General features: G+C 72.8%; 18 protein-coding genes. 8 read left to right on the top strand and 10 right to left on the bottom strand.

Features of this window, described 5'->3' with window-relative positions:
* Positions 1 to 17: 17 nt before the first annotated feature.
* Positions 18 to 932 (bottom strand): hypothetical protein, encoded by a 915-nt coding sequence (locus KBX43_RS30640; protein ID WP_247677876.1) that lies wholly within the window; start codon positions 930 to 932, stop codon positions 18 to 20.
* Positions 933 to 1,701: 769 nt separating this feature from the next.
* Between KBX43_RS30640 and KBX43_RS32290 the strand changes: the two genes are divergently transcribed.
* Positions 1,702 to 2,652, top strand: coding sequence for an N-acetylmuramoyl-L-alanine amidase (locus KBX43_RS32290; RefSeq protein WP_374102406.1), 951 nt, complete (start codon positions 1,702 to 1,704; stop codon positions 2,650 to 2,652).
* A 24-nt stretch (positions 2,653 to 2,676) separates the two neighbouring features.
* Here KBX43_RS32290 and dnaE read toward each other — a convergent pair whose 3' ends face one another.
* Entirely contained in the window at positions 2,677 to 6,210 is a 3,534-nt protein-coding gene (dnaE, locus tag KBX43_RS30630; protein WP_209961154.1) for a DNA polymerase III subunit alpha, read from the bottom strand.
* Positions 6,211 to 6,394: 184 nt separating this feature from the next.
* Between dnaE and KBX43_RS30625 the strand changes: the two genes are divergently transcribed.
* Positions 6,395 to 6,736, top strand: coding sequence for a PadR family transcriptional regulator (locus tag KBX43_RS30625; protein ID WP_073827635.1), 342 nt, complete (start codon positions 6,395 to 6,397; stop codon positions 6,734 to 6,736).
* Positions 6,733 to 7,674, top strand: a complete 942-nt coding sequence (locus tag KBX43_RS30620) for a permease prefix domain 1-containing protein (protein WP_209961151.1) — start codon at positions 6,733 to 6,735, stop codon at positions 7,672 to 7,674. The genes KBX43_RS30625 and KBX43_RS30620 overlap by 4 nt, the downstream gene beginning before the upstream one ends.
* A gap of 62 nt (positions 7,675 to 7,736) precedes the next feature.
* On the opposite strand, the gene KBX43_RS30615 is transcribed toward KBX43_RS30620, so the two are convergent.
* The gene (locus tag KBX43_RS30615; RefSeq protein WP_209961148.1) at positions 7,737 to 8,297 is read right to left on the bottom strand and encodes a GNAT family N-acetyltransferase; all 561 of its coding nucleotides are present in this window, start codon (positions 8,295 to 8,297) and stop codon (positions 7,737 to 7,739) included.
* Between the two features lie 87 nt (positions 8,298 to 8,384).
* On the opposite strand from KBX43_RS30615, the gene KBX43_RS30610 reads away from it, so the two are divergent.
* The 4 genes from KBX43_RS30610 (at position 8,385) to KBX43_RS30595 (ending at position 12,381) form a co-directional block, all read left to right on the top strand.
* Positions 8,385 to 9,674: a sensor histidine kinase gene (locus KBX43_RS30610; protein WP_043324994.1), complete on the top strand. Its 1,290-nt coding sequence runs from the start codon at positions 8,385 to 8,387 to the stop codon at positions 9,672 to 9,674.
* Positions 9,671 to 10,348 carry a response regulator transcription factor gene (locus KBX43_RS30605; RefSeq protein WP_104115898.1) on the top strand — a complete coding sequence of 226 codons (678 nt, stop codon included), beginning with the start codon at positions 9,671 to 9,673 and terminating at the stop codon, positions 10,346 to 10,348. The genes KBX43_RS30610 and KBX43_RS30605 overlap by 4 nt, the downstream gene beginning before the upstream one ends.
* 81 nt (positions 10,349 to 10,429) lie before the next feature.
* The gene (locus tag KBX43_RS30600; RefSeq protein WP_043324996.1) at positions 10,430 to 11,323 is read left to right on the top strand and encodes an ABC transporter ATP-binding protein; all 894 of its coding nucleotides are present in this window, start codon (positions 10,430 to 10,432) and stop codon (positions 11,321 to 11,323) included.
* Positions 11,320 to 12,381 (top strand): ABC transporter permease, encoded by a 1,062-nt coding sequence (locus KBX43_RS30595; protein ID WP_113973161.1) that lies wholly within the window; start codon positions 11,320 to 11,322, stop codon positions 12,379 to 12,381. The genes KBX43_RS30600 and KBX43_RS30595 overlap by 4 nt, the downstream gene beginning before the upstream one ends.
* Positions 12,382 to 12,449: 68 nt before the next feature.
* On the opposite strand, the gene KBX43_RS30590 is transcribed toward KBX43_RS30595, so the two are convergent.
* From KBX43_RS30590 to pgsA, 7 genes are all read right to left on the bottom strand, one after another.
* On the bottom strand, positions 12,450 to 13,199 hold the full coding sequence (locus KBX43_RS30590; RefSeq protein ID WP_043324998.1) for a YebC/PmpR family DNA-binding transcriptional regulator: 750 nt from the start codon (positions 13,197 to 13,199) through the stop codon (positions 12,450 to 12,452).
* Between the two features lie 234 nt (positions 13,200 to 13,433).
* Positions 13,434 to 14,039, bottom strand: a complete 606-nt coding sequence (gene pdxT, locus KBX43_RS30585) for a pyridoxal 5'-phosphate synthase glutaminase subunit PdxT (RefSeq protein WP_043324999.1) — start codon at positions 14,037 to 14,039, stop codon at positions 13,434 to 13,436.
* Between the two features lie 73 nt (positions 14,040 to 14,112).
* Positions 14,113 to 15,024, bottom strand: a complete 912-nt coding sequence (gene pdxS / locus KBX43_RS30580) for a pyridoxal 5'-phosphate synthase lyase subunit PdxS (protein ID WP_043325000.1) — start codon at positions 15,022 to 15,024, stop codon at positions 14,113 to 14,115.
* A gap of 125 nt (positions 15,025 to 15,149) precedes the next feature.
* Complete coding sequence (locus KBX43_RS30575; RefSeq protein WP_043325001.1) at positions 15,150 to 15,653, bottom strand: hypothetical protein; 504 nt, start codon at positions 15,651 to 15,653, stop codon at positions 15,150 to 15,152.
* A gap of 83 nt (positions 15,654 to 15,736) precedes the next feature.
* Entirely contained in the window at positions 15,737 to 16,897 is a 1,161-nt protein-coding gene (locus KBX43_RS30570) for a glycosyltransferase family 4 protein (RefSeq protein WP_043325002.1), read from the bottom strand.
* 12 nt (positions 16,898 to 16,909) lie between these two features.
* Positions 16,910 to 17,842, bottom strand: coding sequence for a phosphatidylinositol mannoside acyltransferase (locus tag KBX43_RS30565; RefSeq protein ID WP_064448893.1), 933 nt, complete (start codon positions 17,840 to 17,842; stop codon positions 16,910 to 16,912).
* Positions 17,839 to 18,459 carry a phosphatidylinositol phosphate synthase gene (gene pgsA / locus KBX43_RS30560; RefSeq protein WP_043325003.1) on the bottom strand — a complete coding sequence of 207 codons (621 nt, stop codon included), beginning with the start codon at positions 18,457 to 18,459 and terminating at the stop codon, positions 17,839 to 17,841. The genes KBX43_RS30565 and pgsA overlap by 4 nt, the downstream gene beginning before the upstream one ends.
* Positions 18,460 to 18,711: 252 nt before the next feature.
* On the opposite strand from pgsA, the gene KBX43_RS30555 reads away from it, so the two are divergent.
* Complete coding sequence (locus KBX43_RS30555) at positions 18,712 to 20,868, top strand: elongation factor G-like protein EF-G2 (RefSeq protein WP_166456349.1); 2,157 nt, start codon at positions 18,712 to 18,714, stop codon at positions 20,866 to 20,868.
* The last annotated feature ends 52 nt before the right edge of the window (positions 20,869 to 20,920 follow it).

Below are 20,920 nucleotides of genomic sequence, written 5' to 3'. Positions count from 1 at the left end.
CGGTGGGGTGGGGAGGGTCAGGGGGGTGGGGGGAGGTTGGGGAGTGCGGCAGTGAGCTCCTCGCGGACCCGGGGCAGGGGCCAGGTGACCAGGTCTCGCAGGGAGTGGTGGCGGCGCAGGTGTCGTACCACGGTCAGGCCGACCAGATAGCCGCACCGCTTGGGCAGGCCGTCGGCCAGCGGCGAGTCCCGCATCAGGAAGTACGGGGCGTGGTGCTCGACGTCGGTGGCGTCGAAGTCGGCGCGGACCCGGCGCAGGATCTCCGGCCACCGGCGGCGGCACTCGTCGAGCCACTGCCGGTGGCCGGGCCGGCCGAACCAGAGGTACTCCTCGTCCGGCCGCCCGGGGTCCAGCTCCGCCGTCACCTGGGTGGCGAGCCCTTCGGTGAACAGGGCGTTCGCCACCCCGTACTCGGGCCAGTCGCGGATCGCGGCGCCGCGGTCGTGCACCACGTGCGCGGCCTCGTGCCGCACCAGCAGGTCGAGATCCTCGGGCGGGCCGAGCTGTTCCACGGCGAGGAAGAGCGCGTACCTGCCGTTCAGCTCACCGGCCCAGCCGTTGGCCCGGTTGCGCCCGACCAGCACCACGCACTCGACCGGCCCGCCGTCGCCGGACCAGCCCAGCGCGTCCGCCACCGCCGCGACGCCGCCGGGCAGCAGCGCGCGTACCGTCTCGGCTCGTGCCGCCAGCTCGGTGGCGCGGTCGCGGAGCCCGTCCAGGGCGGCGGCCACGCCGGCGGCGTCGGACCAGCCGCCGTCGCGGCGCAGCGCCCGGACCACGTCCGGGTGCCCGGCCAGGTAGCGGGAGGTCCACGGCTCCGGCGGGCCGGACCGTTCGGCGCAGGCCAGGAAGTCGGGCACCAGGTCACGGACGAGCAGCAGGTCGGTGGGCGGCATCCGCACGATGCTGCCCGGCCGCGGCGCGGCGGGCAAGACCGCGACGGTACGGGGACAGCTCCGCATCTGAAGGAAGTCTTCACGAAACCGCCCTTCGACGCAAGGTATCGACATAGACGAACGTCACGCTATAAGGTGCGGCGAACCGGCGACGGGAGCCAGTCGCCCCATGCAGTCGACGAGGAGTGACGTGACAGTTCGGAGACCCTCGCGCCGGGTGAGCCACCTGCTCGGCGGCGCCGTGATCCTCATGATCGGCCTGACCGGCCAGCCGGCCCACGCCGCGCCTGCGCACGGCGCTCAGCCGCTCGCCGCGCCACCGCTCGCCGCGGCCTTCGACCGGGCCGCCGCCGGCTCCGACGTGCCGCGCGACCTGCTCGCCGCGCTCGGGTACGCCGAGACTCGCCTGGACGGTCACGGCGGGCAGCCCAGCGCCTCCGGCGGATACGGCGTGATGCACCTGACCAGCAACCCGAAGGTACGGACGCTGGACGAGGCCGCACGCCGGACCCGGCTGGACCGGGCCGAGCTGCGTACCCGGGACGCGGCGAACGTGGCCGGCGCGGCGGCCGTGCTGCGCTCCTACGCCGACGAGGCCGGGCTGACCGCGGCGCAGCGCGACGACGTCAACCAGTGGTACGTCCCGATCGCCCGCTACGGCGGCTCGACGGACGCGGCCACCGCCCGGCTGTACGCGGACGCCGTGTACGACCTGCTCGCCCGGGGCTTCATCGCTACCACCGCCGGCGGCGAGGTCAGCGTGGACGGCCGTCCGGTCGCGCCGCAGCGGGGCCGGTACGCCGACGTGGCGCCGCTGGGCACCGGCGACTTCGGCACCCTGAGCACCGACTACGGCCCGGCCGCATGGGTGCCCGCCAACTCGTCCAACTACACGGTCTCCAGCCGCGAGTCGGCGTACCCGATCAACTACATCGTCATCCACACCATGCAGGGCAGCTACGCCGGCTCGATCAGCTGGTTCCAGAACGCCGCCGCCGGCACCAGCGCGCACTACCTGCTCCGCTCCTCCGACGGCGCGGTGACCCAGATGGTGCGGGACAAGGACATCGCCTGGCACGCCGGCAACTGGACCTACAACACCCAGTCGATCGGCATCGAGCACGAGGGGTACGTCGACAACGCCTCCTGGTACACCGACGCGATGTACCGGTCGTCGGCGGCGCTGACCCGGTACCTGTGCGACAAGTACGGCATCCCGAAGACCCGCACCAACATCATCGGGCACAACCAGGTGCCGGGCGCCACGCACACCGACCCGGGGTCGAACTGGAACTGGACCTACTACATGCAGCTCGTCACCGGCGGCACCACTCCCCCGCCGACCGCCTGGTCGACGATCGTGGACAACACCACCGCCGGCCGGTTCACCGCGAGCGCCAACTGGGGCACCTCGACGTACTCGGCGCAGCGCTACGGTGCCGACTACCGGTACGCCAACCCCGTCGCGGCCAGCGACACCGCCTGGTACAAGGTGAACATCCCGGCGACGGCCACCTACCGGGTGGAGGTCTGGTATCCGGCCGTCGCCGGCTACAACACCTCCACGCCGTACATCGTCGCGACGACGAGCGGCAACCAGACGGTAGCGGTGAACCAGGGCGCCAACGGCGGTGCGTGGCGGTCACTGGGCACCTTCACCCTGGCCGCCGGTGACGCCGACAAGGTCGGTGTCAGCAGGTGGTCCGGCAGCACCGGGTACGTGATCGCCGACGCCGTCCGCGTCACCCGCGTCTAGCCGGCACGTCCCCGCTCGGCCCGGTCAGCTCACGTTGGCCGGGCCGAGCACGCTCTTCAGGTCACCCATCAACGCAGTGGTCGGCGCGACCCGGAACGGGCCGAGGCGCAGCGTGGTGACCTTGCCGCCGTTGAGCAGCTTGACGTGCACCTCGGTGTCGCCGGGATGCAGCACCAGCGTCTCCTTGAGCCGTTCCACCAGCGGCGGCGTGCAGCGGTGCACCGGGATGGTGAGCGTGACCGGCTTGTTCGCCGGGTTGCTGGTGACGTCCGGCATGGACATGTCCATCGCCATGATGCGCGGGGTGTCGTCGCGCCGGTCCACCCGGCCCTTGACCACCACGATCGCGTCCTCGGCGATGTACTGGCCGATCACCTCGTACGTGTTCGGGAAGAACAGCGTCTCCACGCCGCCGGCCAGGTCCTCCAGGGTGGCCGACGCCCACGCCCGGCCCTGCTTGGTGACCCGGCGCTGCACGCCGGAGAGGATGCCGGCCAGGGTGACCACCGCGCCGTCGGGCACCGTGCCCTCCTCCGACAGCGCGGCGATGGTGGTGTCCGCCGCCGCGCCGAGCACGTGTTCCAGACCGAACAGCGGGTGGTCGGAGACGTACAGGCCGAGCATCTCGCGCTCGAACGCGAGCTTGTCGCGCTTGTCCCACTCCCCCTCGCCGATGACCGGCATGACGGTGGTGGTGCCGCCGGTCTCGGACTCGCCGAAGCCCGCGCCGAACAGGTCGTACTGGCCGACCGCCTCCTTGCGCTTGACGTCGGCGTACGCGTCGATGGCGTCGGCGTGCACTGCGAGCAGGCCCTTGCGCGGGTGGCCGAGCGCGTCGAACGCCCCGGCCTTGATCAGCGATTCGATTGTCTTCTTGTTGCAGACCACGGCGTCGACCTTGGACAGGAAGTCGTAGAAGTCGGCGTAGTCGCCCTTCTCCTCGCGGCACCGCATGATCGAGGCGACCACGTTCGCGCCGACGTTGCGTACCGCGCCGAGACCGAAGCGGATCTCCTCGCCGACCGGGGTGAACGGCCCGGCCGAGGTGTTGACGTCCGGCGGCAGCACCTGGATGCGCATCCGGCGGCACTCGGACAGGTACATCGCCATCTTGTCCTTGTCGTCACCGACGGAGGTGAGCAGGGCGGCCATGTACTCGGCCGGGTAGTGCGCCTTGAGGTACGCGGTCCAGTAGGAGACCAGGCCGTACGCGGCGGAGTGGGCCTTGTTGAAGGCGTAGCCGGCGAACGGCACCAGCACGTCCCACACGGCCTGGATGGCCTCGTCGGAGTAGCCGCGCTCGCGGCAGCCGTCCCGGAACGGGATGAACTCCTTGTCCAGGATCTCCTTCTTCTTCTTGCCCATCGCCCGGCGCAGCAGGTCGGCCTGGCCGAGCGTGTAGCCGGCGAGGATCTGCGCGGCGCGCTGCACCTGCTCCTGGTAGACGATCAGGCCGTAGGTGGGCGCGAGGATCTCGCGCAGCGGCTCCTCCAGCTCCGGGTGGATCGGGGTGATCTCCTGGAGGCCGTTCTTGCGCAGCGCGTAGTTGGTGTGCGAGTCCACGCCCATCGGGCCGGGCCGGTAGAGCGCCAGGACGGCGGAGATGTCCTCGAAGTTGTCCGGCTTCATCAGCCGCAGCAGCGAGCGCATCGGCCCGCCGTCGAGCTGGAACACGCCGAGCGTGTCGCCGCGGGCCAGCAGCTCGTACGCCTGCTTGTCATCAAGCGGCAGGCCGAGCAGGTCCAGCTCCCGGCCGTGGTTGAGCTGGATGTTCTTCACCGCGTCGTCGATGATCGTCAGGTTGCGCAGGCCGAGGAAGTCCATCTTCAGCAGCCCGAGCGACTCGCAGGTCGGGTAGTCGAACTGCGTGATGATGACGCCGTCGGAGTCGCGCCGCATGAGCGGGATGTGCTCGATGATCGGCTCGGCGGACATGATGACGCCGGCGGCGTGCACACCTGTCTGCCGGATCAGGCCCTCGATGCCCTTGGCGGTCTCGATGACCTTCTTGACGTCCGGGTCGGACTCGTAGAGGCCACGGATCTCGCCCGCCTCGGCGTAGCGGGGGTGCTTCGGGTCGAAGATGCCGGACAGCGGGATGTCCTTGCCCATCACCGCCGGGGGCATGGCCTTGGTGATCCGGTCGCCGACCGCGTACGGGTAGCCGAGCACCCGGGCCGAGTCCTTGATCGCGGCCTTCGCCTTGATCGTGCCGAACGTGGCGATCTGCGCGACCTTGTCCTCGCCCCACTTGTCGGTCACGTACTTGATGACCTCACCGCGCCGGCGCTCGTCGAAGTCGATGTCGACATCGGGCATGGAGACGCGCTCGGGGTTGAGGAACCGCTCGAAGATCAGGCCGTGCGGGATCGGGTCGAGGTCGGTGATGCCGAGCGCGTACGCCACGAGCGAGCCGGCCGCCGAGCCACGCCCGGGGCCGACCGCGATGCCCTGGCTCTTGGCCCACTGGATGAAGTCGGCGACCACGAGGAAGTACGACGGGAAGCCCATCTGGATGATGACGCCCAGCTCGTACTCGGCCTGGACGACGTGGCCCTCGGGGATGCCGTTGGGGAAGCGGCGCTTCAGCCCGGCGAACGTCTCCTTGCGGAACCAGGACTCCTCGGTCTCGCCCTCGGGGATCGGGAACCGCGGCATCAGGTTGTGGAACGTGAACATGCCGGCCGGGTCGACCTTCTCGGCCACCAGCAGCGTGTTGCGGCAGCCCTGCTGCCACAGCTCGGATGAGTCGACCGCGCGCATCTGGTCGGCGGACTTGACGAAGTAGCCGCCGCCCTCGAAGCGGAACCGGTTGGGGTCGGCGACGTTGCTGCCGGTCTGTACGCAGAGCAGCACGTCGTGCGCCTCGGCCTGCGCCTCGTGGGTGTAGTGCGAGTCGTTCGTGACCACCGGCGGGATGTCGAGCTTGCGGGCGATCTCGGTGAGCCCCTCGCGGACCCGACGCTCGATGTCGAGGCCGTGGTCCATGATCTCCAGGAAGTAGTTGTCCTTGCCGAAGATGTCCTGGTACGCGGCGGCGACCTTGAGCGCCTCGTCGAACTGGCCGAGCCGCAGCCGGGTCTGCACCGCGCCGGACGGGCAGCCGGTGGTGGCCATGATGCCCTGGGCGTGCTCGGCGATCAGCTCCATGTCCATCCGGGGCCACTTCACGTAGTGGCCCTCCATGGAGGCGCGGGAGTTGAGCTTGAACAGGTTGTGCAGGCCGTCGCGGTTCTTCGCCCACATGGTCATGTGGGTGATCGCGCCGTTGCCGGAGACGTCGTCGCTCTTCTGCTCGGGGCGCCCCCACTTGACCCGGGCCTTGTGGAAGCGCGACTCCGGCGCGACGTACGCCTCGACGCCGAGGATGGGCTTGACCCCGGCGTCCATGGCCTGCTTGTAGAAGTCGTTCGCGCCGTGCATGTTGCCGTGGTCGGTGATCGCCACCGCCGGCATGCCGAGCCGCGCCGCCTCGGCGAAGAGGTCCTTGAGCCGGGCCGCCCCGTCGAGCATCGAGTACTCGGTGTGTACGTGCAGATGCGCGAACGAATCGCCCATGCGTGGCGCCCCCCGGGTTGTGGATCAAGCTGCGTCGGAGTCGACCGACCCACCCTACCGAGGTGATCGTGCGGGCTCCACCGTCCGCGCCGAGGGTGGCCCGGGTCTCTCCGGCGGGCCGGTGTGCGGCACGCGATGTTCTTCTCTATTGCAATGGTGTGTGGCACACACTATCGTGTTGGACATGGTCAGCGAAGAGGTCCTCCGGACCCACCTCCAGGAGCTACGGCGCGGCACTGTCGTGGTGGCCAGCCTGGTCGCCCTGCGCCGCCCCGACTACGGATACGCCCTGCTGCAACGGCTGGCCGCGCACGGCTTCGCGGTCGACGCCAACACGCTCTACCCGCTGCTGCGCCGGCTGGAGGACCAGGGCCTGCTGACCAGCGAGTGGAACACCGAGGAGAGCCGGCCGCGCAAGTTCTACCGGACCAGCGACGACGGCGAGGCCGTCCTGAACCGCCTGCTCGACGACATGACCGCGGTGCGGGCGTCCGTCACCGACCTGATCGAAGGAGCGGAACGATGAGTTCCCTGACCGACCGTTACGTCGCCGCCACCATGCGGGCCGTGCCCGCGCAGCGCCGCCTGGAACTCGCCGAGGAACTGCGCGGCTCCATCGCCGACATGATCGACGACCGGACCTCGGGCGGGCAGGACCACGCCTCCGCCGAGCGGGAGGTGCTCACCGAGCTGGGCCACCCGGAGAAGCTCGCGGCCCGCTACAGCGACCGCACGCTGCAACTCATCGGCCCGCGCTACTACCTGACCTGGTGGCGGCTGCTGCGGCTGTTGCTCACCTGGATCCCGGCGATCGTCGGCGTGCTCTCCGGCCTCACCAAGGCGCTCGTCGACGGCGAGCCGGGCGCGGCGATCGGCACGGCGGTCGTGGCCGCGATGCAGACCGCGGTGCAGATCGCGTTCTGGGTGACGCTGGTGTTCGCCGTGCTGGAACGCACCCGCACGCCGCTCGGCCTGCCCGAGTGGACAGTCGAACAGCTTCCCGAGGAGACCCGGGAACGGCAGATCAGCCACTCCGACAGCATCGCCTCGGTGGTGTTCCTGCTCGCCACCATCGGCCTCCTGATCGGCCAGCACTTCCAGCGCTGGACCACCGACGACGGCACCCGGCTGCCGGCGCTCGACCCGGCGCTCTGGAGCTTCTGGCTGCCCGCCCTGATCGTGGTGCTGCTGGCCACCGTCGGCCTGGAGATCGCCAAGTACCGGTCCGGCCGGTGGACCTGGCCGCTGGTGGCGGTCAACGCGGTGCTCAACGTCGCCTTCGCCGCCCCGGTGCTCTGGCTGCTCGCCACCGACCGGCTGCTCAACCCGGAGCTGGTCGAGCGGTTCGCCTGGCTGCGCGACGGCGGCACCGTCGAGTTCGCCCGGGTGGCGGGCGCGGTGGTCGTGCTGGTCGCGATCTGGGACGTGATCGACAGCGCGGTCAAGGCCGCCCGCGCCACCTGAGCCACGCCCGGCCCGGCACGCCCCGTCGAGGGCGTGCCGGGCCCTTCCGGGTACGCGGGCAGTCAGGCCGCCGCCCGCCACTCCCGGGCCAGCAGCGCGTAGACCACCTCGTCGGTCCACTCCCCCTTGACGAACTCGTTCTCCCGCAGGTGCGCCTCCCGGCGCATGCCGAGCCGCTCCAGCAACCGGGCCGAGGCGGTGTTGCGGGCGTCCAGCCGGCCGACGATCCGGTGCAGGCCCAGCCCGTCGAAGCCGATCCGCAGCAGTTCCCGGGCCGCCTCGGTGACGTACCCGCGGCCGGTGTGCGCGGGATGCGCCACGTACCCGATCTCGCCCTGCCGGTGCTCCCCGCTGGTCCAGCTCAGCAGCACGTCGCCGACGAACTCGCCGGTGTCCGCGACCGTCACGGCGAGGTTGAGCACGTCGCCGGGGGCGCGCAGCGCGGTCCGCCGGACCAGCCGCTCGATCGCGGCCCGGGCGGCGCCGTCGTCGTACGGCTCGTGGTAGAGGTAGCGGGTGACCTCCGGGCGGCCCCGGTAGTCCCGGACCACGGCGAGGTCGGCGGCGGTGAAGGCGCGCAGCAGCAGACGCTCGGTACGCAACGGCAGATCAGGCACGAACACCCCGGCAGGCTACGTCGGCACTGTCGTCCGGCCCACCCGATTACGCCCCGGCCACCGCGACGGCCCGGTCGGTGGCATGGTCGTACGGTGAGCACCGCACCCACCACCGCCTGGCGCCGGCCGGCTCCCACGGCGGCGCAGTTCCGCGCCGACCTCTGGGTCGGGCTCGCGGTCACCGTGCTGGCCCTGTTCGAGCTGACCCTGGCGTACAGCACCGGGGCGTTCCTGCTCGGGCCGCCGCCGAGCGTCGCCGAGCAGGTCTGGTGGACCGTCGCGGTGACCGCCCCGCTGGCCGTACGGCGGCGCTGGCCCGCCACCGTCGCGGTGATCGTGGCCGTCGCCTTCGTCGCCGGGCAGGCCCGGGCGGTCCCGCTGGCCCAGATCCCGTCGGGCGCGCTGTTCGCCGCCCTGTTCACGCTCGGCGCGTGGGGCACCGACCGGCGGCTGGCCGGGCGGCTGCGGGCCGGCATCATCGTCGCGATGTTCGCGTGGCTCTGGCTGTCCCTCGCGTTGCGGGCCGACCAGATCTCCGCTGCCTCCTTCGCCGACGCCGCCGGCCCGGTGCCGCCGGTTCTCGCCGCAGTGGTGAACGGTGTGCTCTACAACGTGCTGTTCTTCGGCTTCGCCTACTACTCCGGGCAGACCGCCTGGGTGGCCGCGCGCCGCCGGCACGAGCTACGCGAACAGGCCGAGCAGCTGCGCCGCTCCCAGGCGGAGGCGCGCGAGCGCGCGGTGATGGGCGAGCGGGTCCGCATCGCCCGCGAACTGCACGACGTGGTCGCCCACCACGTGTCGGTGATGGGCGTGCAGGCCGCCGCGTGCCGGCGCGTGTTCGACCGGGACCGGGACAAGGCGCGTACCGCGCTGGCCGCCATCGAGCAGACGGCCCGCACCTCCGTCGACGAGCTGCGCCGGATGCTCGGCGTGCTGCGCGACCCGGACGCCGCGGCCGGCGCGGTCACCGCGCCGGAGGACACCGCCGGCATCGACCAGGTCCGCGCGCTCGTCGACCGGGCCCGGGAGACCGGGCTACGGGCCGACCTCGGGGTGTACGGGGAGCCGGTGCCGCTGCCGCGCTCGGTGTCGCAGGCGGCGTACCGGATCGTCCAGGAGGCGGTGACGAACGTCGTCAAGCACGCCCACGCCACCACGCTGGACGTGCGCATCCGCTATCTGGCGAGGGAGTTGGAGATCGACGTGAGCGACGACGGGCAGGGCGGCGCGCCGGCGGCCGGGACCGGGCTCGGCCTGATCGGCATGCGGGAGCGGGTCGCCGCCCACGGCGGTGAGGTGGAGGCCGGGCCGCGCCCCGGCGGCGGGTTCCGGGTCCGGGCCCGCATGCCGCTGCCGGTCGAGGCCGCCGGGCGGGCGGCGTGAACGCGCCGGTACGGGTGCTGCTCGTCGACGACCAGCACCTGGTCCGGACCGGTTTCCGGGTCATCCTGGAGGTCGAGGACGACATCGAGGTGGTCGGCGAGGCCGCCGACGGGCAGCGCGCCGTGTCGATGGCGTCCGCGCTGCGGCCGGACGTGGTGCTGATGGACGTGGAGATGCCGGTGCTCGACGGGCTGGAGGCCACGCGCCGGATCACCGCCGACTCGACGCCGGGCGGCCCGGCGGTGCTGATCCTCACCACGTTCGACCGGGACGACTATCTGTTCGCGGCGCTGCGCGCCGGGGCGAGCGGCTTCCTGCTGAAGAACGGCACCCCGGAGGACCTGGTCGAGGCGGTGCGGGTGGTGGCGCGCGGCGAAGGGCTGATCGCGCCGGCGCTGACCCGGCGGGTGATCTCCACGTTCGCCCGGCCCGGCGGGGCGCCGCCGGACCCCCGGCACGACGCGGCGACGGCGGACCTGACCCCGCGCGAGCGGGAGGTGCTGGAGCTGGTCGCGAGCGGCGCCAGCAACGCCGAGATCGCGGACGTGCTGCGCGTCGGCGAGGCGACGGTGAAGACCCACGTCAGCCGCGTCCTGGCGAAGCTGGGGCTGCGCGACCGGGTGCAGGCGGTGGTGTTCGCGTACGAGCACGGGGTGGTCCGGCCCGGCGGATGACGCCGGTCCGTCGCAGGGCGGACCACGTGATCGTTCCGCGGTGGGACGACGGGTGCGGGCGCCGGCCGTAGCGTCGGGATCATGACCAGCGTGCTCCGCCTCGACGGCGTCGACCGCAGCTTCGGCGGCCGTCAGGTGCTCAAAGACGTCTCCTTCGACGTGACCGCCGGGCGCATGACCGGGTTCGTCGGCGGCAACGGCGCCGGCAAGACCACCACCATGCGCATCATCCTCGGCGTGCTCGCCCCGGACGCCGGGCAGGTCACCTGGCGGGGACACCGGCTCACCCGGGAGGACCGGGCCCGGTTCGGCTACATGCCCGAGGAACGCGGCCTCTACCCGAAGATGACGCCCCGCGAGCAGGTGGTCCACCTCGGCCGCCTGTACGGGCTGGACGCCGCCGGGGCGCGCCGGCGCACCGACGCGCTGCTGGAGCGGGTCGGTCTCGGCGAGCGGGCCGACGACCTGCTGGAGACGCTGTCGCTGGGCAACCAGCAGCGCGCGCAGATCGCCGCCGCGCTGGTGCACGACCCGGAGGTGCTGATCCTGGACGAGCCGTTCTCCGGGCTCGACCCGCTCGCCGTCGACATGGTGGTCGCGGTGCTGCGGGAACGTGCCGCCGCCGGAGCGCCGGTGCTGTTCTCCAGCCACCAGCTCGACGTGGTGGAGCGGCTCTGCGACGACCTGGTGCTCATCGCCGGCGGGACGATCCGGGCCGCCGGCGCCCGCGAGGAGCTGCGCGCCGCGTACACGTTGCCCCGGTTCTCGCTCGTGGTGGACGGCGACGCCGGCTGGCTGCGGGACCAGCCCGGCGTGCGGCTGGTCGACCTCGACGGCGCGCGCGCCGTGTTCGAGGTGGACCCGCCCGCCGACGACCAGGCGGTGCTGCGCGCGGCGCTGGAACGCGGCCCGGTGCGCGCGTTCGGCCCGGTCACCCCGTCCCTCGCCGAGATCTTCCGAGAGGTCAACCAGTGAACACGTTCCAGGCCACCCGGCTGGTCGCGGCCCGCGAGATCAAGGTCAAGGTCCGCGACAAGACGTTCCTCTACAGCACGCTGATCTTCCTGCTGCTCGCCGTCGTGGCCACCGTGGTGCCGGCGATGCTGAGCAGCGGCCCGTCCACGGTGGCGGTGACCGCGGCCGGCGCCGAACCGCTGCGCGCGGCCGGGCTGGACGTCCTGCTGGTCGCCGACGACGGCGCCGCCGAGCAGGCGGTACGCGACGGCGACGCGGACGCCGCGGTGGTGGCCGGTCCGGTGGTGGTCGCCGACGAGCGGGCCCCGGACGACGTGGTCGCCGCGCTCAGCGCGGCCCCGCAGGTGAAGCTGCTGGACCCGGACGCGGTGGATCCACTCGTCGCGTACCTGGTGCCGTTCGCCTTCGCGTTCGTCTTCTTCTTCATGTCCCAGACGTTCGGGTTGCAGATCGCGCAGAGCGTCACCGAGGAGAAGCAGACCCGGATCGTGGAGATCCTGGTGGCCGCCGTGCCGGCCCGGGCGCTGCTGGCCGGCAAGATCCTCGCCGCGGGCGCGCTGGCGCTGGGGCAGATCACGCTGATCGCGGCGGTCGCGCTGATCGGGATGCGCCTGACCGACGGCGGTGACCTGCTGGGCCTGATCGCGCCCGCGATCGGCTGGTTCGTGCCGTTCTTCCTGTGCGGCTTCCTGCTGCTGGCTGCGATGTGGGCGGCGGCCGGCGCGCTGGTGAACCGGCAGGAGGACATCGCCGGGGCGTCCACCCCGGTGCAGCTCGCCGTGATGGCGCCGTTCTTCGCGGTGGTGTTCCTCAACGACAACGCCACCGCGATGCGGGTCCTGTCGTACCTGCCGATCTCCGCGCCCACAGCGATGCCGGTACGGCTGTTCACCGGTGACGCGGCGACGTGGGAGCCGTTCGTGTCGCTGGCGCTGCTGCTGCTCGCGGCGGCCGGGTTCCTGCTCGCCGGGGCCCGGGTCTACGAGGGCTCGCTGCTGCGCACCAACGGGCGGACCTCGGTGCGGGCGGCGTGGCGGCAGCGCGAGCCGATCGGCTGACGACGGGCATACGCCGAGCGCCGGCCACCCCGCAGCGGGGAGCCGGCGCTCGGCACGTCGGACCGGGGTCAGCCGACCGCGGCCATCACCTCGTCGGAGACGTCGAAGTTGGCGTAGACGTTCTGCACGTCGTCGCAGTCCTCCAGCACGTCGATCAGCTTGAAGATCTTGCGCGCGCCCTCCTCGTCCAGCGGCACGTTCACGCTGGGGATGAGGGAGGACTCGGCCGACTCGTACTCGATGCCGGCGTCCTGCAGCGCGGTGCGGACCGCGATCAGGTCGCCCGGCTCGGACACCACCTCGTACGCCTCGCCGAGGTCGTTGACCTCCTCCGCGCCCGCGTCGAGCACTGCCATCATCACGTCGTCCTCGGTCGTGCCGCCCTTGGGGACGATCACCACGCCCTTGCGGGAGAACATGTACGACACCGAGCCGGCGTCGGCCAGCGAGCCGCCGTTGCGGGTCAGCGCGGTGCGCACCTCGGTGGCGGCACGGTTGCGGTTGTCGGTGAGGCACTCGATCAGCATCGCCACGCCGTTCGGGCCGTAACCCTCGTACATGATCGTCTGCCAGTCGGCGCCGCCGGCCTCCAGGCCGGAGCCGCGCTTGACCGCGCGGTCGATGTTGTCGTTCGGGACCGAGTTCTTCTTCGCCTTCTGGATGGCGTCGTAGAGAGTCGGGTTGCCGGCCGGGTCACCACCGCCGGTACGGGCGGCCACCTCGACGTTCTTGATCAGCTTGGCGAACATCTTGCCGCGCTTGGCGTCGATGACCGCCTTCTTGTGCTTGGTCGTCGCCCACTTTGAGTGGCCGGACATCTGTTACCTCCGTTGCTACCCGCCGTCTGCATCGACCGCACCACACGCCCCGCTCCCCCGCCGGCGCACGCCGACGCCGAGGTGCCGTGATCTCTGCTGGGAGCCGCGGCGGGCTGATGGCCCTGCCGAATCTCGGCAATCCTACCGGCGGGGGCCGGGTCACTGTCACGCGCCGCACGGCAGCGGCCCGCCCCGGGCCGCCCGAACCGGCACAATCAGGGACGGACCGGCCGCTCAGCGGCTCGCCCGGACCAGTTCCACGAAGTGGCGGTGCAGGCGCAGGTCGCCGGTCAGCTCCGGGTGGAACGAGGTGGCCAGCAGGTTGCCCTGCCGTACCGCGACGATCCGGTCCGCGGCCGGGCCGTCTGTCACCCGGCCGAGCACCTCGACGTCGGGGCCGACGCGCTCGACCCAGGGCGCCCTGATGAACACGGCGTGGAACGGGCCGCCGTCGACGCCGGTGAGCGCCACCGGCGCCTCGAACGAGTCGACCTGACGGCCGAACGCGTTGCGCCGCACCGTCATGTCGACGCCGGCGAAGCCGCGCTGGTCGGGGCGGCCGTCCAGCACCTCGACGGCCAGCATGATCATGCCGGCGCAGGAGCCGTAGACCGGCATGCCGGCGGCGATCCGCTTGTCGATCGGCTCGCGCATCTCGAAGATGTCCACCAGCTTGCTGATCGTGGTCGACTCGCCGCCGGGCACCACCAGGCCGTCGACCGCGTCCAGCTCGCCGGGGCGCCGCACCGGCCGGGCGTCGGCGCCCGCGCCGGTCAGCGCCGCGACGTGCTCGCGTACGTCGCCCTGCAGCGCGAGCACGCCGATCACCGGTACGGTCACGCCGCTCCTTCCGGGGTGTTAACAAGGGGCCCCGCCTCTACCGGAGGCGTTAACAGGGGGCCCTTCCTTTCGCTCACCAGCCGCGCTCGGCGAGGCGGTGCGGCTGCGGGATCTCGTCGACGTTGATGCCGACCATCGCCTCGCCCAGCCCGCGCGACACCTTGGCGAGCACGTCCGGGTCGTCGTGGAACGTGGTCGCCTTGACGATCGCGGCGGCCCGCTGTGCCGGGTTGCCGGACTTGAAGATGCCCGAGCCGACGAAGACGCCCTCGGCGCCGAGCTGCATCATCATGGCCGCGTCGGCGGGGGTAGCGATGCCGCCCGCGGTGAACAGCACGACCGGCAGCTTGCCCTGCTCGGCGACCTCCTTGACCAGCTCGTACGGGGCCTGCAGCTCCTTGGCCGCCACGTACAGCTCGTCGTCGGGCAGCGACTGGAGCCGGCGGATCTCCTGCCGGATCTTGCGCATGTGGGTGGTGGCGTTGGAGACGTCACCGGTGCCCGCCTCACCCTTCGAGCGGATCATCGCGGCACCCTCGGTGATCCGGCGCAGCGCCTCGCCCAGGTTCGTCGCGCCGCACACGAACGGGACGGTGAACGCCCACTTGTCGATGTGGTTGGCGTAGTCGGCCGGGGTCAGCACCTCGGACTCGTCGACGTAGTCGACGCCGAGCGCCTGGAGGATCTGCGCCTCGACGAAGTGGCCGATGCGGGCCTTGGCCATCACCGGGATCGAGACGGCGGAGATGATGCCGTCGATCATGTCCGGGTCGCTCATCCGGGACACCCCGCCCTGCGCGCGGATGTCGGCCGGCACCCGCTCCAGCGCCATCACGGCCACCGCGCCGGCGTCCTCGGCGATCTTCGCCTGCTCGGGGGTGACCACGTCCATGATCACACCGCCCTTGAGCATCTCGGCCATGCCGCGCTTGACGCGGGCGGTGCCGACGGCGGTGGCGGGGGTCGGGGCTGCGGACTCAGACACGGGACATCGCTCCTCGGCGTGCTCGGGAGGTGACTGCGCAGGAATGCTACGACCGTCGCGACGCCGCTCCGAGCGCCAATCGAACCCCCGGTGGCCTGCCGTGTGGCCCCGGTCACGACCGGCGGTCAGCCGGTGGTCACGTCCGCCGGGGAGGCCAGCGTGGGATCGTCGATGTCGAAGTAGCGGGGCCACTCCCGCCCCCGCCCCATCCGGAACAGCCGCACCACCGGGCGGCTGCGCGCCGATCGGGCGTCCCGGACCAGGTCGGTGTGCACCTGCCGGGCCAGCGCCAGCCGGCGGCTCGCCGCGATCACCGCCGCGCAGCCCGGGTCGTCCGGATCCAGCCGCACCGCCCGCAACTGCCGGGTCAGGTCGTTCTCGGCCGCCTCGCGCTCCTCCGGGGCGGCGTCGAGCGCGATCCGGGCGGCGGCGTACAGCTCCACGCCGTACCGCTGCTCGGCCAGGACCGCGGCGGCGGCCGCGCGGCGCAGCAGGTGCGCCTCCAGCGCGCGGGCCGCCGAGTCCGCGCGGACCTGCAGCCGCTGCACCCGGCCGGAGGTCCAGATCAGGTACGCCGAGACCAGCCCGAGCACACCGACCGCGCCCACCACCCACCACATGCCCGGCATCGTAGTGCTGCTCCTCATCCCGCCCGCCCGGCGCGGGGCACCGGTCGACGCGCTCGTCACAGCGGCCGCAGCGGCCACCCCGGTCAGCCCAGTCCCGCCCACTCCTGGTCCATGACCCGGCCGTCGGTGGCCTCGATCGCGGCTGCGTATACCTCCAGAACACGGCGGGCAACCACGGGCCAGTCGAAATTCGCCACCACCTGGTCGCCGCAGGCGGTCAGCCCGGCGCGGCGGCCGGCGTCGTCGAGCAGCTCGGACAGCGCGCCGCCCAGCGCCGCCGCGTCGCCGGTCGGGAACAGCTGTCCGGCCCGGCCGCCGTCGAGCACCCGGCGGAACGCGTCCAGGTCGCTGGCGACCACAGTCGTCCCGGCGGCCAGCGCCTCGGTGAGGATCATCCCGAAGGATTCCCCGCCGGTGTTCGGTGCGACGTAGAGGTGCACGCTGCGCAACATGCGTGCCTTGTCCGCCTCGGAGACCAGGCCGAGGAACGTGACCCGGTCGCGCAGGGCGGCCGGGAACCGCCCGTACAGCTCGTCGGCGTCGCCCGGCCCGGCGACCAGCAGGCGCAGCCCGGGGCGGTGCGGCGCGAGCGCGACGAACGCGTCCCGCAGGATCGGGAAGCCCTTGCGCGGCTCGGTGAACCGGCCCAGGAAACCCAGCGTGCCGCCGGTGCCCGGCGCGCACTCCCCCGGCCAGCCGGGCAGCGGCGGCACCCCGGCGAACTTCGCCACCGCCACCCCGTTGGGGATCTCCACCGCGCCGCCGTCCATGTGCTCGACCTGCACCTTGCGGGCCAGCGCGCTCACCGCGATCCGGGCGGTGATCCGCTCCAGCACGATCTGCAGCGCGCCCTGCGCGGCCGACAGCACCCGGGAACGGGTCATCGCGGTGTGGAACGTGGCCACCACCGGGCCGCGGGCGCAGAGCACGGCCAGCATCGACAGGCTCGGCGTGAGCGGCTCGTGCACGTGCAGCACGTCGAAGTCGCCCCGGGTGATCCAACGCCGCACCCGGGCGGTGGAGACCGGGCCGAACGCGATCCGGGCCACCGACCCGTTGTACGGCAGCGGCACCGCCCGCCCGGCCGACACCACGTACGGCGGCAGCGCCGAGTCCTCGTCGGCCGGCGCCAGCACGCTCACCTCGTGGCCGAGCCCGAGCAGCGCCTCGGCCAGGTCCATGACGTGGTTCTGCACCCCGCCCGGCACGTCGAACGAGTACGGGCACACGATGCCGATACGCACTGCGCCCTCCCCCTAGACCGTCCCGGTGGTGGCCGGCGGCGCCGCCGACGTGGGCGTACCGTCCCGGCCCTGGTCCAGCCACATCCGCTGCAACATGTGCCAGTCTTGCGGATGCCGGGCGATGCCCGCCGCCAGACCGTCGGCAATCCGCTGCGTCACCGCGCGGACCCGCTCGTCCAGCGGGGCGCTGTCCGGGTCCGGCAGCGGCAGCGGGCCGTCGATCGACGCGCACGCCGCGTCCGGCTCGTACCACATCGAGGCCACGTAGAGCGGCGCGCCGGTGCGGATCGCCAGCAGCGCCGGCCCGGCCGGCATCCGGGTCCGGCCGCCGAAGAAGTCGACCTCCACGCCCCGGGCCGACAGGTCCCGGTCGGCCAGCAGCGGCACCACGTAGCCGGCGCGCAGCCGGTCCACCAGCACGTCGAACGCGGGACGCGGGCCGCCGGTGTTGGGCAGGATCTCCATGCCCAGCCCTTCCCGGAACCCGACGAACCGCTCGTAGACGCCGTCCGGGAGCCGCTCGGCCACCGTGGTCATCGGCCAGCCGGTGGCCGCCACCCAGGCGCCGGCCGCGTCCCAGTTGCCGGCGTGCGGCAGCGCCACCACCGCGCCCCGCCCGGCCGCCACGTCGGCGGCGAGCAGTTCCTGCCCGTCCAGGCGGAACCCGGCGAGGATCTGCGCCCGGCTCAGGCCGGGCAGCCGGAACGCCTCCATCCAGTACCGGGCGTACGAGCGCAGGCCCTCGCGCACCAGCGCGTCCAGCTCCGCGTCGGGCAGTTCCGGGCCGACCACCCGGCGCAGGTTGGCGCGCAGCCGGCGCGTACCCCCGCCGTCCTTGCGGTGGGCGCGGTCGGCGCCCGCCCGGAAGGCCGCGGCCGCGACGGGCCGGGGCAGCGCCCGGATCAGGCGCCAGCCCGCGACGAAGCCCGCCTCGGTGAGGTTCACTCGACGCCGACCTGCTGGGCCTGGCGGTACACGTGGGCCATCCGCTGCCCGACGGTGAAGATCGAGACGGCGGCGAGCAGCCAGAGCGCGATCTCCAGCGCCAGCGGTACGCCGAGGCCGGTGAGCAGGCCGCCGACGCCGACGATGAGCAGCCGCTCGGTGCGTTCGGCGATGCCCACGTTGCAGGTCATCCCGAGGCCCTCGGCGCGGGCCTTGACGTAGGAGACCAGCCCGCCCGCGGCCAGGCAGATCAGCGCCGCCGCCACGCCCGAGTAGTCGTGCTCGGTGGCCAGCCAGTACGCGACCGCGCCGAACACCGCGCTGTCGGCGACCCGGTCCATGCTCGAGTCGAGGAACGCCCCGAACCGGGTGGACCCGCCGCTCATCCGCGCCATCGTGCCGTCGAGCAGGTCGGTGAGGGCGAAGACCGTGACGATCAGCGCGCCGGCGACCAGATGGCCGCGCGCGCCGAAGCCGAGCGCGCCGACGAGCACGCCGACGGTGCCGGTCACGGTGACCGCGTTGGGGGACACGCCCGCACGCAGCAGCGCACGGGCGATCGGCTCCACGACGCGGGTCATGCCCGCGCGGGCCGTCACTTGGAAGATCTTCGCCATGGCGGTCCCACGATAACGGCCCGCAACCGCCGGGGACACAGCCGGGCACACGACCCGCCCGACGGCCCTTGTGCCCGCCCCCGCGCGGGTGTGAGATCGAGCCAGGAGGTGAGCCAGTTCACCGGATCACCGGTCCGCGTTCCCGGCCAGCAGGAGATCACCGGAAGATATCGCCGCGGCGCCCGTCCCGGGTCCGCTCCCCCGTCGCCCGCGGCGGTCGCCACCACCACCGGTTGAGGGAGGTGCGCCGCGATGGCGCAGAAGAACGAGAAGGGTGTCACCGGCGGCGCGCCGGTGGTGACCGAGCCCGGCAGGGTTCGCAACGTGGTGCTCGTCGGGCACTCCGGCGCCGGCAAGACGACTCTCGTCGAGGCGCTGCTGGCCGCCAGCGGCACGATCGGCCGGGCCGGCGCCGTCACCGAGGGCACCACCGTCTGCGACCACGACCCCGCCGCCGTACGGCAGCAGCGCTCGGTCAGCCTGGCCTGCGCGCCGCTGGTGCACCGCGACGTCAAGGTCAACCTGCTGGACACGCCGGGCTACGGCGACTTCGTCGGCGAGCTGCGCGCCGGGCTGCGCGCCGCCGACGCGGCGCTGTTCGTGGTCTCCGCCGTCGACGGCATGGATGCCGCCACGGCCGCCCTGTGGGAGGAGTGCGCCGCCGTCGACATGCCCCGCGCGGTGGCGGTCTCCCGGCTGGACCACCCGCGGGCCGACTTCGACGAGGCGGTGGCGCTGTGCCAGCGCGTCTTCGGCGACAACGTGCTCCCGCTCTACCTGCCGATGCTCGGCGACGACGGCGAGTCGGTGGCCGGCCTGATGGGCCTAATCACCCGCCGGGTGTACGACTACTCGGCCGGGCTGCCGCCGGAGGTACGCGAGCCGGACCCGGAGCACCTGCCGGCCATCCAGGAGTCCCGCAACGAGCTGATCGAGGGGATCATCGCGGAGAGCGAGGACGAGACCCTCATGGACCGCTACCTCGGCGGCGAGGAGATCGACCCCGAGGTGCTCATCACCGACCTGGAGACCGCTGTGGCCCGCGGCCACTTCTACCCGGTGGTGCCGGTCTGCGCGGAGACCGGCGTGGGCCTGGACGCGCTGCTCGACGGCCTGGTCGCGGCGTTCCCGTCGCCGCTGGAGCACGACCTGCCGGCGGTCACCGGCGTGGACGGCTCGCCCCGCCCGCCGCTGACCTGCGACCCGGACGGCCCGCTCGTCGCCGAGGTGGTCAAGACGACAGTCGACAGGCACGTCGGGCGGGTCTCGCTGGTGCGCGTCTTCTCCGGCACGCTCCGCCCCGACCAGGTCATCCACGTGTCCGGTCACGGCATGGCCGAGCGCGGCCACCCCGACCACGACGCCGACGAGCGGGTCGGCCACGTCTACACCCCGCTGGGCGCGACGCTGCGCGAGGTGGCCGCCTGCGTCGCCGGTGACCTGTGCGCGATCACCAAGTCGGGCAGCGCGGAGACCGGCGACACCATCTCGGCCAAGGACGACCCGCTGCTGGTCGCGCCCTGGGAGATGCCCGAGCCGCTGCTGCCGGTGGCGATCGTGGCGCGCAGCCGGGCCGACGAGGACGCGCTGGCCCGCAACCTGTCCCGGCTGGTCGCCGGTGACCCGACGCTGCGGCTGGAACGCAACGCGGAGACCCACCAGCTGGTGCTGTGGTGCATGGGCGAGGCGCACGCCGACGTGGTGCTCGACCGGCTGCGCGGCGGCGGCGTCGAGCTGGACACCGAACCGGTCCGGGTGCCGCTGCGCGAGACGTTCGGCGCCGCCGCGCGCGGGCACGGCCGGCACGTCAAGCAGTCCGGCGGACACGGTCAGTACGCGGTCTGCGACATCGAGGTGGAGCCGCTGCCCCGGGGCGCCGGCTTCGAGTTCGTCGACCGGGTGGTCGGCGGCGCGGTCCCGCACAACTACATCCCGTCGGTGGAGAAGGGTGTACGGGCGCAGATGGAACGCGGCCTGGTCGCCGGCTACCCGGTGGTGGACCTGCGGGTGACGCTCGTGGACGGGAAGGCGCACAGCGTCGACTCCTCCGACGCCGCGTTCCAGACCGCCGGCGCGCTGGCGCTGCGTGACGCCGCCGAGAAGGGCCAGCCGACGCTGCTGGAGCCGGTCGACGAGATCACCGTGCGGGTGCCGGACTCGTCGGTCGGCGCGGTGATGGGCGACCTGTCCGGGCGGCGCGGCCGGGTGCTCGGCACCGAGCCGGACCCGGACGCCGAGGGCCGCACGCTGGTCCGCGCCGAGGTGCCCGCCACGGAGCTGCTGCGGTACGCGGTGGAGCTGCGCTCGATGACGGCCGGCACGGGCACGTTCCGCCGCGAGTTCGCCCGCCACGAGCCCATGCCCGCCCACCTGGCCGACCAGGCCCGCAAGGAGTCCACCTCCCACTGACCCCGCCCCCGCCCGCCCCGCCCACCCCTGTCGGCGTCGATCTTGCACTTTC

The sequence above is a fragment of the Micromonospora sp. C41 genome, assembly GCF_018070485.1.
GTDB lineage: Bacteria > Actinomycetota > Actinomycetes > Mycobacteriales > Micromonosporaceae > Micromonospora > Micromonospora chalcea.
Note: the sequence above shows the minus strand (reverse complement) of the source record. Positions and strands in the feature narration are given on the sequence as shown.

What these genes read in the sequence shown, in the direction of transcription:
- KBX43_RS30555 (WP_166456349.1), top strand. Translation starts at nt 18,712, where the DNA reads ATGGCGCAGAAGAACGAGAAGGGTGTCACCGGCGGCGCGCCGGTGGTG.
- KBX43_RS30600 (WP_043324996.1), top strand. Translation starts at nt 10,430, where the DNA reads ATGACCAGCGTGCTCCGCCTCGACGGCGTCGACCGCAGCTTCGGCGGC.
- KBX43_RS30590 (WP_043324998.1), bottom strand. Translation starts at nt 13,199, where the DNA reads ATGTCCGGCCACTCAAAGTGGGCGACGACCAAGCACAAGAAGGCGGTC.
- dnaE (WP_209961154.1), bottom strand. Translation starts at nt 6,210, where the DNA reads ATGGGCGATTCGTTCGCGCATCTGCACGTACACACCGAGTACTCGATG.
- KBX43_RS30625 (WP_073827635.1), top strand. Translation starts at nt 6,395, where the DNA reads ATGGTCAGCGAAGAGGTCCTCCGGACCCACCTCCAGGAGCTACGGCGC.
- KBX43_RS30620 (WP_209961151.1), top strand. Translation starts at nt 6,733, where the DNA reads ATGAGTTCCCTGACCGACCGTTACGTCGCCGCCACCATGCGGGCCGTG.
- pgsA (WP_043325003.1), bottom strand. Translation starts at nt 18,459, where the DNA reads ATGGCGAAGATCTTCCAAGTGACGGCCCGCGCGGGCATGACCCGCGTC.
- KBX43_RS30575 (WP_043325001.1), bottom strand. Translation starts at nt 15,653, where the DNA reads ATGCCGGGCATGTGGTGGGTGGTGGGCGCGGTCGGTGTGCTCGGGCTG.